Raw genomic sequence first — 15,716 nt, 5'->3', positions numbered from 1 at the left:
CTAATCTATGTGACCAACTCGCTGAGCACCGATTTGGACCTGATGCGCTCCGTCGCGGCGACCACGGATACCCGCAACGAAGAGATCCGGGCGATGCTGCAGGCCTTCATCGGTCGGATGAGCAGTGTGCCGTCGTCGGTGTGGGGCGGCGCCGCGGCCGCCCGCTTCAAGGAAGTGGTGGATCGGTGGAACGCCGAGTCGATGAAGCTGCACCACGCGCTGCACGCCATCGCGGAGACCATTCGCCACAACGAGACCGCGTTGCGGGAGGCTGCCGACGACCATGCGCACCGCATCACCGCGGCCGGCGGGAGCCTGTGACCCATGGACCCCGTGCTGTCGTACAACTTCGCTGAAATCGAATACTCCGTGCGCCAGGAGATACAGGCCACGTCGTCCCGCTTCAACGCCGCGCTGCAGGACCTGAGATCGCAGGTCGCGCCGCTGCAGGAGCTGTGGACTCGCGAAGCAGCCGCGGCCTACCGCGTCGAGCAGCTCAAATGGCACCAGGCGGCCACCGCGCTCAACGAAATCCTGGCCAACCTCGGTAATGCCGTCCGCGACGGCGCCGACGACGTCGCAGACGCCGACCACCGGGCGGCCGGCGTCTGGGCGCGATAAAGACTCTGCGCGGTCCCGTCGGAGGGGAGACGACGGGACCGCGCAGTTATACGTTAGGTCGAAGAAGCTCGGATATTGTCTCTGCCGGCTGAGGTCGTTTAATGTGCCGTTCCGGTCCAACGCGTAATGATGGCCGCGAGTTGTTGGCGGTTATTGCTATCGCTTCTGATGGCGCGGATGCGCCCGGTATTCCGTCGATTTTCGGGAGCGCCACGGCCAACGTTTGCCGGCGTAGTAGGCGGCGAGGTAGAGAATCGTAAACACTCCGGCCGTAATGACCGCGATGATGATGAATTGCACACGCTGTCCACGGGCAACCGAATATCGCCAACTTGCGTCACCATAGCCGAGTATGATTCCGGCCATTACGCCGACGGTTCCCATAACGGGTGCTAGCCACAATGGCTTATCCTCAGCTTGGATGATCACAGCAAGAACGCACATGGCCATTGTAACAATCAATAGCCACCAGAATTTGTTCGCCGGCGCAGTTCCTCCGTAGGAATCAGGTGCTGGATCGTAGCCTGACTCGGCATTGTCGGGAGTAGCGGCGGTGTCCTCGGGGAGCTGGTCAGGCTGGCTGTCCTTTACATGGAATGCGTAGATTTTGCCTCGAATTTTGATATATGGAGTGGTAAAGTACGCATTCATTAGCATCAAAATGTCCGACATTAGCGACAGTAAGCACCCTGACTTCCAATCTGGCGGATAGGCTACTAGAAAAGCTGACCCAGTTGTAATGGCAAATCCGGCCCAAAACAGTAGTCGTCCGAGACGGCGGTTTTTTAGCGGCGCTACTATTGGTAAAAGCGCACCGCCAACGGCTAGCGCTATGAAAAAAGTCTTCATTGTCTACTCCGTCGCAAATTTGAAACCATGCTCACCAAGCCATTCCCCGCCGAATGCGCCAGCCGTTCCGAGAACGAGTGCGCCCACAAAGGCTCCCGGCGGCCCGCCTATAAAACCACCTCCCGCGAATCCGAGCTGGCCGAGTGCCCACGCGCCAGCCATGCCGCCGCCAGTTTTAGCAAGGATCTCCCCGGCAGGTTCGCCGTGCTGCCACTCATACAGGCCGACTCCGATTTCGAGTGCAGTCCCGGCCAAGCCGATTCGGCCCCCGATCTTCTTGAGCGCTTCCACATCTTCGGCCGAGAAGGCGACTCCTGGTGGCCAGTGTCTGCCAGTAGGCAGTGATTCGGCGAGGCCTTTGACCCCTTCTTTCCCGCCATCGAGCACTGAAGAGGCTGTTGACGCGGCGTCGAGATATTCTTTCGGGATCGTTCCGTGTGCCATGCCTTCGGCAATTGCCGCCGCGGCCGGTGAGGAGACGCCGCCATCCTCGAGCCCCTTTTGGAAGGTCGCTAAGACCCGGGCCCGGTCGGCGGCTTCCATCTGGTCGATGGCTCGGGTCGCCTCGTCGGCCGACATTGGTTGCGGGTGCCAGGGGACCTGGCCGTTTTCCAAGTCATGCTGCAGTTTCAGTCTGGTCTGCGCCCGGGTGCGGGCATCCCCGCCCAATACCGTGTCGGTGGGCAGGGGCCCCATGACTTTTGACGTGTTGTAGTCGCCGAGCCGCTCGCCGGCCAGGCGGCGGGCTTGAGCCGCCTGCTGCGGGTCGAAACCGGGTCCGAAGCGGCTGTTCGGATCGGTGATGGCTGCGTAGTCTTTGAGCCGCTGCGCGGCGGCCGCTTCTTCGTCGGTCATGTTGCCGGGCATTCCGGCGTTGTTGGCCATGTAGGACGTCCTGCCTTCGGCCTTGGCCTTATCCACCATGGCCTGATCACGTTTGCGCTGCCCGGACTTGTCGTATTGGGTCGCGGCCGTGGCGGCGGGGTCACCAGGCTGGGCGTCGAAGTTGTCCAGCGCCTCGGGCACATAGCCCGCACCCGACATCGCGGTTTGGGCCGCCTGCAAATCGGTGACGTAGTCCCTGCGCGCCGAGTTGACCTGTTCCAGCGCTGATTTGACGACGCCGACGGCCTTATCGTGCAGTCCGCCGGTGTCTTGGTTGTTGGCTTTGGCGGCCGCTATCTGGTTGTCGATCTCGTCCAGCGAGCCATTGGCTCCGGTAAGGGCGGCGTCGCTTTGGCGCTGCGCAGTGGCCAGCGATGCGGCGACCTGCTCCAAGCTGGCCGCGATCCGCGGCAGTGCTTCCTTGTGTCCGGCCAGCGCAGCGGTGGCCTGCTGCACTTCGGCCGACTCGTTGATCGGGTGCTCGCCGCCGTTGCGGGTATAGGCGGCGTGGAATTTCTGCTTAGCCTTGTCGAAGTCGTCATCGGCTTCTTTGACATGGTTACCAGCCCGGTGAAACGCATCGGCAAGCTTGTTGATCGCTCCGGCATCCCCGGTCTGCAGCTCGTCGTCGAGTTTCCACGGATGACCGCCGGCCGCCCCGCACAGCTCACCGACGTCGAGGTTGGTCAGAACAGGTGGTGCCCCCGCGGCGGCCTACTCGAACTGGTCGCCAGCTGATCCGATCTCACCGGCCTCCGACTCGTCGGTGACGGTGAACACCTGCGCCGCCTTGGCCGCTTTGGCCGACACCCCGCGCAACGTCGTGTCGTGACCGTGCAGCTGGGTCTGATGCTGTTGGTGTGCAGTGTTGACCATGCCGTGAAACTCTTGCGCCTCGGCGAAATCACCAAACATTCCCGACGCCACTTCGGCACCCGCCAGTTGCTTTGCCGCTTCACGCGCTGAATCGGCGGCGTAACCGCTCAAATTACCGCCCGCAATCAGGTGTTCGGTATTGACTTCGAATTTCTCCGCGGCCACGGTTAGCAGGCTAGCGCCCGGCCAGCATGCTCGGTGACACTAATGAGCTCTACCCAATTCGCGAGAGGGGCGTTTTGACCTGCGCGGATGCCCGCCGGTAAGCTGCACCGTTGGCGTACGGTACGCCGGGGCTCGGGTCAATGTCGGTCGCCGAGACCGTCCCCTGCCGTCAACGCCTGACCGGCACCCGGGTCAGACCGGGATCCAACCCGAGAGAAAGTTAGGTAAGCACTGTGCCTACGTACACGCCGAAGGCGGGTGACACCACGCGGTCGTGGTATGTCATCGACGCCACGGACGTGGTGCTCGGCCGGCTTGCCGTCGCAGCAGCCAACCTGCTGCGCGGGAAGCACAAGCCGACATTCACCCCGAACGTCGACGGTGGCGACTTCGTCATCATCGTCAACGCCGACAAGGTCGCCATCAGCGGCGACAAGCTGCAGAACAAGCTGGCTTACCGCCACTCGGGTTATCCCGGCGGTCTGCGCAGCCGCACGATCGGCGACCTGATGCAACGCCACCCCGACCGCGTCGTCGAAAAGGCGATCGTCGGGATGCTGCCCAAGAACAAGCTGGGCCGTCAGATCAAGCGCAAGCTGCGCGTCTACGCCGGCCCGGAGCACCCGCACACCGCTCAGCAGCCGGTTCCGTTCGAGATCAAGCAGGTGACGCAATGACAGAAGCGGCAGAGACCGAAACCGTGGCTGCCGAGAGCTCGTCGGCGGCGTCGGCCACCCGCGCAGACTCCTTCGTCATCGAGCGCCCCATCCAAACCGTCGGCCGTCGTAAAGAAGCCGTGGTGCGGGTTCGGCTGGTGCCGGGCACCGGCAAGTTCGACCTGGACGGGCGCAGCCTTGAGGACTACTTCCCCAACAAGGTGCACCAGCAGCTGATCAAGGCCCCGCTGGTCACCGTCGATCGGCTGGAAAGCTTCGACATCTACGCCCACCTCAACGGCGGCGGGCCGTCGGGGCAGGCCGGCGCGCTGCGGCTCGCCATCGCCCGGGCGCTGATCTTGGTCACTCCTGAGGACCGGCCCGCGCTGAAGAAGGCCGGCTTCCTGACCCGCGACCCGCGGGCCACCGAGCGCAAGAAGTACGGCCTGAAGAAGGCCCGCAAGGCGCCGCAGTACAGCAAGCGCTGATCGGGTATCACTTTCTGGCCGCGAGCGTGCGCAAAAACGGTCTCTCGCTGGCGTGTCGGACCGGGGACACGCACGCTCGCGGCGGATAAAGGATGGCTATGGGTCGACTGTTCGGCACCGACGGGGTGCGCGGGGTCGCCAACCGCGAGCTGACCGCGGAGCTCGCGCTGGCCCTGGGAGGGGCGGCCGCTCGGCAGCTGGGCCGCCCGGGCGGTTCGCGCCGGCCGGTGGCGGTCGTCGGCCGCGATCCGCGCGCCAGCGGCGAGATGCTCGAAGCCGCGGTGATAGCCGGCCTGACCAGCGAGGGTGTCGATGCGCTGCGGGTCGGGGTGCTGCCCACTCCCGCCGTGGCCTATCTGACCAGCGCTTATGACGCCGACTTCGGCGTGATGATCTCCGCGTCGCACAACCCGATGCCCGACAACGGGATCAAGATCTTCGGGCCAGGCGGCCACAAACTCGACGACGCCACCGAGGACCAGATCGAGGAGCTTGTGGCTGCCGGGCCGGGGTTGCGCCCAGTCGGCGCCGCAATCGGGCGCGTCGTCGACGCCGAGGACGCGCTGGACCGCTATCTGCGCCACGTGGGCAAGGCCAGCACGGACCGGCTCGACGGCCTGACCGTCGTCGTGGACTGCGCCCACGGTGCGGCGTCGGTCGCGGCACCCCGCGCCTACCGCGCCGCCGGCGCCCGGGTCATCGCGATCAACGCCGAACCCAACGGGCTCAACATCAACGACGGGTGCGGGTCGACGCACCTCGATTCGCTGCGCGCAGCGGTGCTGGCGCACGGCGCCGACCTGGGTCTGGCGCACGACGGGGACGCCGACCGGTGCCTGGCCATCGACGCTACGGGTGAGGTCGTCGACGGCGACCACATCATGGTGGTGCTGGCGCTGGCGATGCGCGAGGCCGGTGAACTGGCCGGCAACACCCTGGTCGCCACCGTGATGAGCAACCTCGGCCTGCACCTGGCCATGCGCGCGGCCGGAGTCACCGTCCGCACCACCGGAGTCGGCGACCGCTACGTGCTGGAAGAGCTGCGAGCCGGCGAATACAGCTTGGGCGGCGAACAATCCGGCCACATCGTGCTGCCCGCGCTGGCCACCACCGGCGACGGCATCCTGACCGGGCTGCGGCTGATGTCACGGATGGCGCAGACCGGTTCGACGCTGGCGGGCCTGGCGTCGGCCATGCGCACGCTGCCACAGGTCCTGATCAACGTCGAGGTGGCCGACAAAGCCGCCGCGGTCGCGGCGCCCGCGGTTCGGGCCGCGGTCCGGCAAGCCGAGACCGAGTTGGGCGACACCGGGCGAATCCTGTTGCGGCCCTCCGGAACTGAACAGTTGATCCGGGTAATGGTGGAAGCAGCCGAAGAGGACATCGCGCACCGACTGGCGACGGGCATCGCGGAGTCGGTGCGCGCCGCACGCTGAGGCCGGAACCCTTCCCGGGCGCGACGCGTCCAAACCGGTATGGAACAAGCAGACGCCACCCGAATCGACGTCGCGGCGATACGAGCGGTCGCAAACCGGATCGACGACTCCGCGGAACTCATTGTCGGCGCGGCCCGTTCGCAACTGGCCAGACTGGCCTTCGGCGGGGCGGTGGCCGGAAGGGCGCACATCGCGCGCGGCGACGCGCTGCACCTTGCGGTCAGCCGGCTCACCGACGAGCTAGCACAATGGGCGCGGGCGTCTTTCGAGATCGCCGCCGCGCAACGGGCAGGCGCCGACCGCTACGCCGACGCCGATCTGCGCGGCGCGGCCCGGATCGGGTGAGCGGGTGGGCCCGGCGTTGGACGTTGCCGCGCGGCTGGCCGAGGGGCGACCGGCCGTCGAGCACGCGCAAACATATGTGACTGCTTGCCGGGCGGTGGGCTACCGGCATCCGGACCTGACCGCGCACGACCGGCAGGTCCTGGACTGGTATGAGACCGAAGATGGCCTGGATCTGCATGTGCTGGACGACGATTGCGCTGCCTTGTGGGCCGCGGTCAGCACCACCGAGGAGGCGCTGGCACGGCAGCGCGAGCAGATCGGCGAGCTCGCCGCGGCGTGGCGGGGAGCGGGAGCCGACGCGGCGATGCAGTTCCTGCAGCGTCACTGTGACGCCGCGAGCATGCTGGCCGCGCGCGTGCGTGCGGCCGCCGACGGCTATGGCCAGTTGCGGGACACACTGTGGCAGGCGGTCGATGGAAAGGCTGCGACGGCCATCGGCGTGGACGATCGCAGTTCGGCGCAGCGCCCCTTGTGGTTGCCGGCCGCGCACATCGTCACGACCGGGTCGGGCGACCGGTCAGCCTCCGAGGAGCTGGTCCGTGATGAGGTAATGCCATACGTGGACAACGACATTCGCGACGATTGGCTGGTCCGGATGCGGTCTGCCACCGCGTTGGTGGCCGCTGCGTACGATGCGGCTATCGACGCGGTGGCGGCCACGCCGGATGCGTGCTTTGCAATTCCCGGCGACTTGCCGCCGCGGCCGCTGCGTGACCAACCGGCTCCGCCGCCATTGCCCGCTGAGCCCACCGCCGAACCGCCCGCCGACATCACCACACCGCCCCCGCCGCCGAGCGCACCGGCCGCTATTCCAGCCGGCATGACTGACAGCCAACCGCCGGTCCCGCCGCTCTCCGACATGGCAGCTCCGCTGGGCGATGTCGGCGGCATGCCCACTGGCGCAGGCGGTTTGGGAAGCCTGGGCGGGATTGCCAGCGGTATCGGCGGCGTGGTCGGCGCAATCGTCGACAGCATCGGCGGTTTGTTGGGCTCACTGGCCGACGGACTCGGCGATCCGTCGGCATCCGACGATCCGCCGTTGGACGATGAGCTCGATGCCGACGAGCCGATTGACGAGGAAGACGACGACAAGGACGTCGACAACGACGCCACGACTCCGGACGAAAACCCAGCGGCCACAGAGGAACTCGCCGACGAGACCGCCGCACCGCCCGCTGAACCCCCGCCGGCGGATGGGCCGCCGCCCGCCGAGGCGCCGCCCGCCGAGCCCATGCCAGCAGTCGAACCGCCACAACCCGCCACGCCGGAGCCGGAGCCGGAGCAGGCAGCGTCGACTCCGTGTGAGATTGCGGCCGACGAGTTGCCGCAGGCAGGGCAATAGCCGCTTGGCCTTGCGGGCAGTCCAAGAGGATGATGCGACGATGGCTGAGGTTCTCTATGACGACGGGGGTCTTGTGCTCGGCGCTGGCGCAAGTCCACCCTGTTCGTGTTTGACGTCGGCGCTCGGATCAAACCGTGCGTGAGTCCCGATGACCCGCAGCGGGTAATCGGATTGCTGCGCGATCGGGTGGCAATCGACTAGCCATTACAAAGTGCGTTGTCTCATGTCCCTAGCCGGCCGCCCTAGGGCAACAAGCCCTTCAGTTCCTCGACATAACGCACGGACTCGTCGCGGTCGGTGGTCGCCGGCGTCGCCAAGAGTGTCGTCACACCGGCCTCGGCGAAGGCTGCCACGCGTTCGGCAACGAAGCCGCGCGGACCGATGAGCGAAACCTGGCGCACCAATTCGTCAGGCACCGCGGCGATCGCTTCGCTCTTGCTTCCGGACAGGTACAGCTCCTGAATCCGGTTGGCGATCTCACCGAATCCGTAGCGGGTGGCCAGGTTGTGGTAGAAGTTGCGGGTTTTGGCGCCCATCCCGCCGATGTAGAGGGCAAGCTGCGGTTTGACCCAGGCCAGCCGGTCCTCGACGTCGTCGCCGATCGCCAGCGACGCACCCACCATCACGTCCAGCGGACCCAGCGCCGGATCTCGTTTGGCCAGACCGGCATTCAGCGCCTCACCCCACACCGCTTGCGCCTTCTCCGGATAGAAGAAGACCGGCTGCCAGCCCTCGGCAATCTCGGCGGTGAGCTCGACGTTTTTCGGTCCCAGCGCGGCAATCGAGATCGGGATCCGTTCGCGCACCGGGTGATTGATGATTTTCAGCGGCTTGCCCAGCCCGGTGCCGCGGTCGGGCGGCAGCGGCAGCTGGTAGTGCTTGCCGGCGTAGCTGACGCGGTCGCGCCGCCACACCTGCCGGCAGATGTCGACTATCTCGCGGGTGCGGCCCAGTGGGGCGTCGAAGGGCACACCGTGAAAGCCCTCGATCACTTGTGGTCCGGATGTCCCGATGCCCAGCCGAAATCGGCCGTCGGACACGAAGTCCAGACCCGCGGCCGTCATCGCCAGCAGCGACGGGGTGCGGGTGTAAATCGGAAACACCCCGGACACCAATTCGATGGTGGACGTCTTGGCGGCCAGGTAGCCCAATTGACTGACGGCGTCGTAGGAATACGCCTCGGCCACCACGGCGACGTCGATGCCGGCCTTTTCCAGCTCGACGACCCGCTCGACGCCTTCGCGGAAGCCGCCCGAGTAGTCCAGCATGATGCCAATCCGCATGTGTTCAGCCTTTCAGCAGCGCGACGATCTTCTCCTCGAGCGCAACGGGCTCGGCCAGCTTTTCCACCGTCTCGGTGTGAGGCAACTGAACCTCCGGATCGGCGAACTCGCGATACGTCTTGTTGCCCCCCAGCGAATACAGCAGGTAGCCGGTCAGCAGCGCGCGCACCTTCTTCTGCGTCTTGCGATCGGCACCCGGCAACCCGAACACCGTCGTCAGCCGCCGCCCTTCGATCAGGCCGCCGGCCTTGGCCTTGCTCACCACACGCAGCGTCGCCGCATCCCACACCTGTGCGAGCTGAATTGCGTTGGAATGCAACGCCTTAGCATCGCCGGGCGCGCTGAACACCACCCCCGGAACGTGCAGCGACGCCGCTGGCTGTTCCGCGGGCGGTTTGGTCACCGCCGGGAAAATCGCTGCGACGGCTTTGGGTTTGGCCGGCATGCCCGCCGCCGCGAACACCGCCGCCGAGGCACCGAACCCATGACCTGCCAGCCCGAGCTTGCGCGGATGCACGCTGATCTTGCCCGGGCCGAGTCGCACGCCTGCGGCGATGTCGAGCGCGGTGCCCAGGTCGTAGGCGAGGTTCAGCACCGACGGCGCCAGCCCCTTCTCGGTATCCGGGGCCGCCGCCACGATGCCCCACGAGGCCAGATGCTCCAGCAGACCCGAGTAGCGCTCGACGCCAACGAGCCAGTCGTGACCGAAGGCGATGCCGGGCAGATTCAAGCCGGCTTCGGGCGTGTACACCACCCCGGGCAGGCCGGCGAAGGCCAGGTCACCGCGCAGCACGCGGTGCGGTCCCCGTCGGGTCAGGGCGGCGACAAGCTTTTTGGTGCTCGACACGCGTTGACGGTAGCGCACGGCTATCGCGAATCGGCCCGGATGTCGGCGCCTGGGAGCTGTGGCCGCTGCCTAACGGGCCGGCGTCAACCGCAGCACCCGAATCGTGCGAGTGCCGTCGGTGCGCTCGGCGTATTTGGCGTAGCCGGGGTAGTAGTTCACCGCCAGGTCGAACAGCCGATCGCGGTCGTCGCCCGTCGCCTCGCGCGCCACAAATCGACCGCCGCGCCCACCGACGTGCAATTCGCATTCCGGATGGGCGAGCAGGTTGTGATACCACGCCGGATGCCGGGTGCCGCCGTAGTTGGAGGCGATCAAGACGACGTCGTCGCCGTCGGTGAAATACCCGAGCGGGGTCTCGCGCCGCTGGCCGCTGCGCGCGCCGGTCGACGTCAACACCACCAGCGGCATGGCTCCCGCTGCGAGGCTCACGCGCCCGCGGCTGAGCCGCATGAGCGGCGCGTCCAGCGGGGCAGCGAGCGTGCGGTGTATCGCCGCGCCGGGCTTGGTCGCCACCAGGGCCAACATGGCGCGTTTCCACGCCGCGCGGCCCGCCCGCGGGTCGACGCGGGGGATCCCGTTCACGGTGTCGCCGGACATATCGCGACTGTACTGGCTGGTATGCCACTGATCAGCGCGTTTAGCACCGGTCGGGGTGGCCTGCACTACCCTGGTCAGCTATGTGCGGAATCGTCGGCTATGTCGGGCAGCGGTCTGCCTGCGAGGTGGTCGTCGAGGCGCTGCGCCGGATGGAGTACCGAGGCTACGACTCGGCCGGCATCGCGCTGGTCGACGGGGCCGGCAAGCTCACCGTCCGCCGTCGTGCCGGCCGCCTGGCCAACCTCGAGCAGGCGCTCGAGGAGGCCGACCCGGCCGCGCTGACCGGCGGCACCGGTCTCGGACACACCCGGTGGGCCACCCACGGCCGGCCGACCGACCGCAACGCGCATCCGCACCGCGACGCGGCCGGCAAGATCGCCGTCGTCCACAACGGCATCATCGAGAACTTCGCGATCCTGCGCCGAGAGCTGGAGGCCGCCGGGGTGGAGTTTGCCAGCGACACCGACACCGAGGTCGCGGTGCACCTGGTGTCGCAGGCCTATCGGCACGGCGCGACCGCTGGCGATTTCGTCGGTTCGGTGTTGTCCGTGCTGCGCCGGCTGGAGGGCCACTTCACTCTGGTGTTCGCCAACGCCGACGAGCCCGGCACCATTGTGGCCGCCCGCCGGTCCACGCCGCTGGTGGTCGGGATCGGCGACGGCGAGATGTTCATCGGCTCCGACGTGGCCGCGTTCATCCCGCACACCCGCGACGCCATCGAACTGGGTCAGGACCAGGCGGTGGTGATCACCGCCGGCGGTTATCGGATCACCGACTTCGACGGCAACCCCGACGTCGAATACCGCGAGTTTCACATCGACTGGGACCTGGCCGCCGCCGAGAAGGGCGGCTACGAGTACTTCATGCTCAAGGAGATCGCCGAGCAGCCCGCGGCAGTGTCCGACACGCTGCTCGGGCACTTTGTCGACGGCCGGATTGTGCTCGACGAGCAGCGGCTCTCCGACCAGGAGCTGCGCGAGGTCGACAAGGTCTTTGTAGTGGCCTGTGGCACCGCCTATCACTCCGGGCTGCTGGCCAAGTACGCGATCGAGCACTGGACCCGGCTGCCGGTCGAGGTCGAGCTGGCCAGCGAATTCCGTTACCGCGACCCGGTTTTGGACCGCAGCACGCTCGTCGTCGCAATCTCGCAATCCGGTGAGACCGCCGACACCCTCGAAGCGGTCCGGCACGCCAAGGAGCAGAAGGCCAAGGTGCTGGCGATCTGCAACACCAACGGCTCCCAGATTCCTCGCGAATGCGACGCGGTGCTCTACACCCGCGCCGGGCCGGAGATCGGGGTGGCGTCGACGAAGACGTTCCTGGCGCAGATCGCCGCCAATTACCTTGTCGGACTGGCACTTGCACAGGCGCGCGGCACCAAATACCCCGACGAGGTCGAACGCGAATACCGCGAACTGGAATCCATGCCGGAGCTGGTGGCCCGGGTGCTCACCGGCATGAAGCCGGTAGCCGACCTGGCCTACCGGTTCGCGAAGTCGCAGACGGTGCTGTTTTTGGGCCGCCACGTCGGGTACCCGGTGGCGCTGGAAGGCGCGCTGAAACTCAAGGAACTTGCCTACATGCACGCCGAGGGTTTCGCGGCCGGCGAGCTCAAGCACGGGCCGATCGCGCTGATCGAAGACGACTTGCCGGTCATCGTCGTGATGCCCTCGCCGAAGAACTCGGCCACCTTGCACGCCAAGCTGCTGTCCAACATCCGCGAGATCCAGACCCGCGGCGCGGTCACGATCGTGATTGCCGAGGAAGGCGACGACACAGTGCGGCCCTACGCCGATCACCTGATCGAAATCCCCGCGGTGTCAACGCTTTTCCAGCCGCTGCTGTCGACAATCCCGCTGCAGGTGTTCGCCGCCTCGGTGGCGCAGGCCCGCGGATACGACGTCGACAAGCCGCGCAACCTGGCCAAGTCCGTCACCGTCGAATAATCCGCGCGCCGAGACTGCAACACGGTGAAACTCTGGTTGGCCGCAGTGTGGCGATGGGTCAGCACCGCGCCGCTGACCTATATCTGGCTGACCGTCTTGCCGATCACCACGATCATCCAGCATCACCTGTCCAGGCGTGCGTTGCACACGGTGCTGGTGCACGGCTCGACCAACCTCTACCACTTGGCTCGCGATCCGCTGGAGGTGCTGTTCGCCAGCCTGCTGTGGATCGACGGCCGCTACTGGACGCCCTACCTGGTGCTGTTCACCCTGTTTCTCGCGCCGGCCGAACGCTGGCTCGGCCAATTACGCTGGCTCACCGTGGGTTTGACCGCACCCATCGGCGCGACCTACCTCAGCGAAGGCCTGCTGTACCTGGCGATCCAACACCACCTGGAGCCCGAGAAGCTGGTCCACGCCCGCGATATCGGCGTCAGCTATTTCATGGTCGGGGTGATGGCGGTGCTGGCCTACCACATCGCGAAACCGTGGCGATGGGGCTATCTCGCGATCCTGATCCTGGTCTTCACCGTGCCGCTGATCATCCACGTGAACTTCACCGCGATCGGGCATTTCGCGTCGATCCTCGTCGGGCTGTGCTTCTACCCGATGGCCCGGTCAGCACAACTCAGGGGTGCCGGCAGGTGACGCCGCCGTCGACGACCAGATGGGCGCCGGTGATGAACGACGCCCGCGGCGACATCAAAAACGCCACCGCCGCAGCGACTTCGGCGGGCTCGCCGATCCGGCCCAGCGGCGCGGCCTGCACGAAACCGGCGCGGACCTCCTCGACGTCGAGCGCGATCTGCAGCATCGGTGTGTGGATGAACCCGGGGCACACCGCGTTGACCCGGATACCGGCCGGGCCGAGCTGCGCGGCCATCGACCGGGTCAGGCCGAGCAGCCCGGCCTTCGACGCGCAGTAGGCCGGGATGAACGGGTTGGCGGTCAACCCTTCGATGCTCGAGATGCCCACCACCGCAGGCGAACGCCCTTCGCGCGCAGAGTTTTCCAGGTGCGGCAACAACAGCTGCACCAGCATCGCCTGCGCCCGCAGGTTCACGTCGAGCACGGCATCCCACGACTCGCCGGTGTAGGCGCCGACCGGTTCCGCCGAAACCCGGCCCGCGGCGTGCACCAGGCCGTCGATCCCGCCGAGCGCGCGGTCGCCGGCCGCGACCGCCTCGGGCAGCGCCGCGTCGTCGGTGACGTCGACAACCGCCCCGGGCATCCGCATGCCGTCGGCGACCTCCCGCACCGCTGGGGCGATGTCCCACAGCGCTACCCGCCGCCCGTCGGCAACCAGCGCCTCCGCGCAGGCCCGGCCGATGCCCGACGCGGCACCGGTTACCACTACTCCACTCACGCCGATCCTTTCCGCACCACGAATTGGGACCAGTCGGGTTCCCGCACCGCCGACCAGTATTCGTTGAGCCGCCACGGGCTGACGGTATGGATCTCCCCGTCGGCGTTCTTGAAGTAGGAGTGCTTGACCGCCGGGTGTGACCACACCATCTTCTTGATCTCGGTCTGGGTGCGTTGATGCCAATCGCGGGCCCCCTCGGCGGTCGGCTCGACGGAATGCAGGTTCGCCTTGACCAATTCCGCCAGGCAGGCGTTGATGTAGCGCATCTGCAGCTCGGAGTTGAAGATCAGGCTTCCGCCGTGCGCGAGATGCGCGCCAGGCCCGTAGATGAGAAAGAAGTTCGGGAATCCGGGAACCGTGATGCCCAGGTAGGCGTACGGCCGCTGCCCCCAGATGCTGCGCAGGTCGATCCCGTCGCGCCCGGTGATCGTCATCGGCCACAGCACGTCGGTATGCCGAAAACCGGTGGCGTACACGATGATATCCACGTCGTGGCTGATACCGTCAGCGGTGACGACGCCGTCGGGAGTGATCCGCTGGATGGGTGTGCGCACCAACTCGACATTGTGGCGGCGCAGCGTGCGCAGCCAGGTGCCGTTGTCCTGCAGTGTGCGTTTGCCGGTCGCCGGATAGTCCGGCAGCACCTTGGCCAACAAATCCTGGTCGCCGTCAACCTGATTGGTGATCCAGTCGGTGAACATCAGCCGGGCGGCCGCGTTGATTTCGCTGACCGCGTAGTCCTGGTCGGGGTAGGCGGGGTCGACCCGGGCGGCGTCGAGGCCTTTGTCGGCGCCGGGCCACAAGACCAGGAACCGGTACCACCGGCCGTAGAACGGGAGATGGTCCATCGCCCAGCGCACACCGTCCGCGACGGTCTCGTGATACATCGGGTTGGGGAACATCCACTGGGCGGTGCGCTGGAAGACGGTCAGCTGCGCGACCTCGTCGGCGATGGCCGGCGCGATCTGAAAACCGCTGGCGCCGGCGCCGATCAGCGCCACCCGCTTTCCGGTCAGGTCCACCGAGTGGTCCCAGGCCGCGGAGTGAAACGACGGCCCCCGGAATGTGCCGGCGCCGTCGAAGTCAGGGATGTGGGGACGGTTGAGCTGGCCGACCGCCGTGATGACCGCGCGCGCCCGCATCGTGGTGGTCTGGCCGTCGGGTGTGCGGGCGGTCACCGTCCAGGTGCCGTCGCCGTCGTCCCACGTCGCAGCCGTCACCTCCGTGTGCCATCGGATGTGCTCGCCCAGAGCGTGCTTGTCGATCAACGCGGTGAAATACGCCTGCAACTCGGGCTGTTCGGCGAAGAAGTGCGTCCAGTCGTTGCTGGGTTCGAAGCTGTAGCAGTAGAAGTGGTTCGCGACGTCGACGCGTGCACCCGGATAGGTGTTCTCCCACCAGGTTCCGCCGGGGCCGGCGTTCTTCTCGAGGATTGTGAACGGAATGTTGGCCTGCTTCAGCCGAATCCCCGCCAGGATCCCCGACTCGCCGCAGCCGACGACGACGACGGGAAGGTGCGCCGTGCGGTCGGGGTCCAGCGGCGCGGGCCGGCGCGGATCAACCCCCTCGAGGTCCATCTCTTCGAGCAGCAGCGCGACGTAGTCGTCGGGCACGGTCTCGCAGACCGCCCAGTCCATCATTTCCTTGACGAGCTCGCGGGGCAGCGGCGCCGGCTCGGGGCAGCCGCGGTCGCGGTAGTCGGTGATCACCGGCAGCGCCGCCTGCCGGGCGCGGGCTTTGTCCTCCTCGGACATGAAGCCCTGGACCTCGTTGAGGAAGATGCCCGCGGGCTTGAAGTCGCGGATGAATCGCGGGTCGCCGGTGATGTGCACGCACGAGAGCAGCAGGGTGGGGATGCTGACTTGTTCCAGCGCGGCGGCGATCTCGGCCGTCGACGTGGTGAAGGGTTGGCCCGCGTAGCGGCTGCGCATCGCCGATCCTTAAGTTCGTAGGTGCAGTTACTTCGTGTTGTTACGTTGTGCTGTGACCCCGGGTGGGGCGGGTGAGGCTGCAT

At 66.8% G+C, this 15,716-nt stretch carries 17 protein-coding genes; 9 read left to right on the top strand and 8 right to left on the bottom strand.

Annotated features, from left to right (window positions below; all coding sequences use genetic code 11):
- Positions 1 to 3 precede the first annotated feature (3 nt).
- Both AWC14_RS00710 and AWC14_RS00705 read left to right on the top strand, forming a co-directional pair.
- Positions 4 to 321: a WXG100 family type VII secretion target gene (locus AWC14_RS00710; RefSeq protein ID WP_162835665.1), complete on the top strand. Its 318-nt coding sequence runs from the start codon at positions 4 to 6 to the stop codon at positions 319 to 321.
- A gap of 3 nt (positions 322 to 324) precedes the next feature.
- A complete protein-coding gene (locus AWC14_RS00705) occupies positions 325 to 621 on the top strand; it encodes a WXG100 family type VII secretion target (RefSeq protein WP_045384515.1) in 297 nt (98 codons plus the stop codon).
- A 156-nt stretch (positions 622 to 777) separates the two neighbouring features.
- Here the strand turns inward: AWC14_RS00705 and AWC14_RS00700 are convergent, their stop codons facing one another.
- The 3 genes from AWC14_RS00700 to AWC14_RS00685 all read right to left on the bottom strand — a co-directional run bounded on the left by AWC14_RS00700 (position 778) and on the right by AWC14_RS00685 (position 3,396).
- Positions 778 to 1,272, bottom strand: a complete 495-nt coding sequence (locus AWC14_RS00700; RefSeq protein WP_249026294.1) for a hypothetical protein — start codon at positions 1,270 to 1,272, stop codon at positions 778 to 780.
- A 201-nt stretch (positions 1,273 to 1,473) separates the two neighbouring features.
- On the bottom strand, positions 1,474 to 3,021 hold the full coding sequence (locus AWC14_RS00695; RefSeq protein ID WP_428838925.1) for a putative alpha/beta hydrolase: 1,548 nt from the start codon (positions 3,019 to 3,021) through the stop codon (positions 1,474 to 1,476).
- A gap of 48 nt (positions 3,022 to 3,069) precedes the next feature.
- Positions 3,070 to 3,396 carry a DUF2563 family protein gene (locus AWC14_RS00685; protein WP_045384512.1) on the bottom strand — a complete coding sequence of 109 codons (327 nt, stop codon included), beginning with the start codon at positions 3,394 to 3,396 and terminating at the stop codon, positions 3,070 to 3,072.
- A 233-nt stretch (positions 3,397 to 3,629) separates the two neighbouring features.
- On the opposite strand from AWC14_RS00685, the gene rplM reads away from it, so the two are divergent.
- The 5 genes from rplM to AWC14_RS00660 all read left to right on the top strand — a co-directional run bounded on the left by rplM (position 3,630) and on the right by AWC14_RS00660 (position 7,663).
- Complete coding sequence (gene rplM / locus AWC14_RS00680) at positions 3,630 to 4,073, top strand: 50S ribosomal protein L13 (protein ID WP_045384511.1); 444 nt, start codon at positions 3,630 to 3,632, stop codon at positions 4,071 to 4,073.
- Entirely contained in the window at positions 4,070 to 4,540 is a 471-nt protein-coding gene (rpsI, locus tag AWC14_RS00675; RefSeq protein ID WP_045384510.1) for a 30S ribosomal protein S9, read from the top strand. Before rplM ends, rpsI begins: the two co-directional genes overlap by 4 nt.
- 98 nt (positions 4,541 to 4,638) lie before the next feature.
- Positions 4,639 to 5,976 (top strand): phosphoglucosamine mutase, encoded by a 1,338-nt coding sequence (gene glmM / locus AWC14_RS00670; RefSeq protein WP_045382687.1) that lies wholly within the window; start codon positions 4,639 to 4,641, stop codon positions 5,974 to 5,976.
- Between the two features lie 39 nt (positions 5,977 to 6,015).
- Positions 6,016 to 6,321 (top strand): hypothetical protein, encoded by a 306-nt coding sequence (locus AWC14_RS00665; RefSeq protein WP_045382689.1) that lies wholly within the window; start codon positions 6,016 to 6,018, stop codon positions 6,319 to 6,321.
- Positions 6,322 to 6,325: 4 nt separating this feature from the next.
- A complete protein-coding gene (locus AWC14_RS00660; RefSeq protein ID WP_085240912.1) occupies positions 6,326 to 7,663 on the top strand; it encodes a hypothetical protein in 1,338 nt (445 codons plus the stop codon).
- 242 nt (positions 7,664 to 7,905) lie between these two features.
- Here AWC14_RS00660 and AWC14_RS00655 read toward each other — a convergent pair whose 3' ends face one another.
- The 3 genes from AWC14_RS00655 to AWC14_RS00645 form a co-directional block, all read right to left on the bottom strand.
- Positions 7,906 to 8,946, bottom strand: a complete 1,041-nt coding sequence (locus tag AWC14_RS00655) for an LLM class F420-dependent oxidoreductase (RefSeq protein ID WP_045382694.1) — start codon at positions 8,944 to 8,946, stop codon at positions 7,906 to 7,908.
- Positions 8,947 to 8,950: 4 nt separating this feature from the next.
- Positions 8,951 to 9,793, bottom strand: coding sequence for a dienelactone hydrolase family protein (locus AWC14_RS00650; protein WP_045382697.1), 843 nt, complete (start codon positions 9,791 to 9,793; stop codon positions 8,951 to 8,953).
- A gap of 69 nt (positions 9,794 to 9,862) precedes the next feature.
- Positions 9,863 to 10,390, bottom strand: coding sequence for a nitroreductase/quinone reductase family protein (locus AWC14_RS00645; protein ID WP_045382700.1), 528 nt, complete (start codon positions 10,388 to 10,390; stop codon positions 9,863 to 9,865).
- An 80-nt stretch (positions 10,391 to 10,470) separates the two neighbouring features.
- Between AWC14_RS00645 and glmS the strand changes: the two genes are divergently transcribed.
- Both glmS and AWC14_RS00635 read left to right on the top strand, forming a co-directional pair.
- On the top strand, positions 10,471 to 12,336 hold the full coding sequence (gene glmS, locus AWC14_RS00640; protein ID WP_045382703.1) for a glutamine--fructose-6-phosphate transaminase (isomerizing): 1,866 nt from the start codon (positions 10,471 to 10,473) through the stop codon (positions 12,334 to 12,336).
- Positions 12,337 to 12,360: 24 nt separating this feature from the next.
- Positions 12,361 to 12,984 carry a rhomboid-like protein gene (locus AWC14_RS00635; RefSeq protein ID WP_045382705.1) on the top strand — a complete coding sequence of 208 codons (624 nt, stop codon included), beginning with the start codon at positions 12,361 to 12,363 and terminating at the stop codon, positions 12,982 to 12,984.
- On the opposite strand, the gene AWC14_RS00630 is transcribed toward AWC14_RS00635, so the two are convergent.
- The gene (locus AWC14_RS00630) at positions 12,965 to 13,702 is read right to left on the bottom strand and encodes an SDR family NAD(P)-dependent oxidoreductase (protein ID WP_045382708.1); all 738 of its coding nucleotides are present in this window, start codon (positions 13,700 to 13,702) and stop codon (positions 12,965 to 12,967) included. The two genes, AWC14_RS00635 and AWC14_RS00630, sit on opposite strands and share 20 nt — an antisense overlap.
- Complete coding sequence (locus tag AWC14_RS00625) at positions 13,699 to 15,633, bottom strand: flavin-containing monooxygenase (RefSeq protein ID WP_045382711.1); 1,935 nt, start codon at positions 15,631 to 15,633, stop codon at positions 13,699 to 13,701. The genes AWC14_RS00630 and AWC14_RS00625 overlap by 4 nt, the downstream gene beginning before the upstream one ends.
- Positions 15,634 to 15,716 lie beyond the last annotated feature (83 nt).

It is taken from the genome of Mycobacterium kyorinense (assembly GCF_002101735.1).
GTDB classification, from domain to species: Bacteria; Actinomycetota; Actinomycetes; order Mycobacteriales; family Mycobacteriaceae; genus Mycobacterium; species Mycobacterium kyorinense.
This window is presented reverse-complemented; position numbering and strand designations above follow the sequence as displayed.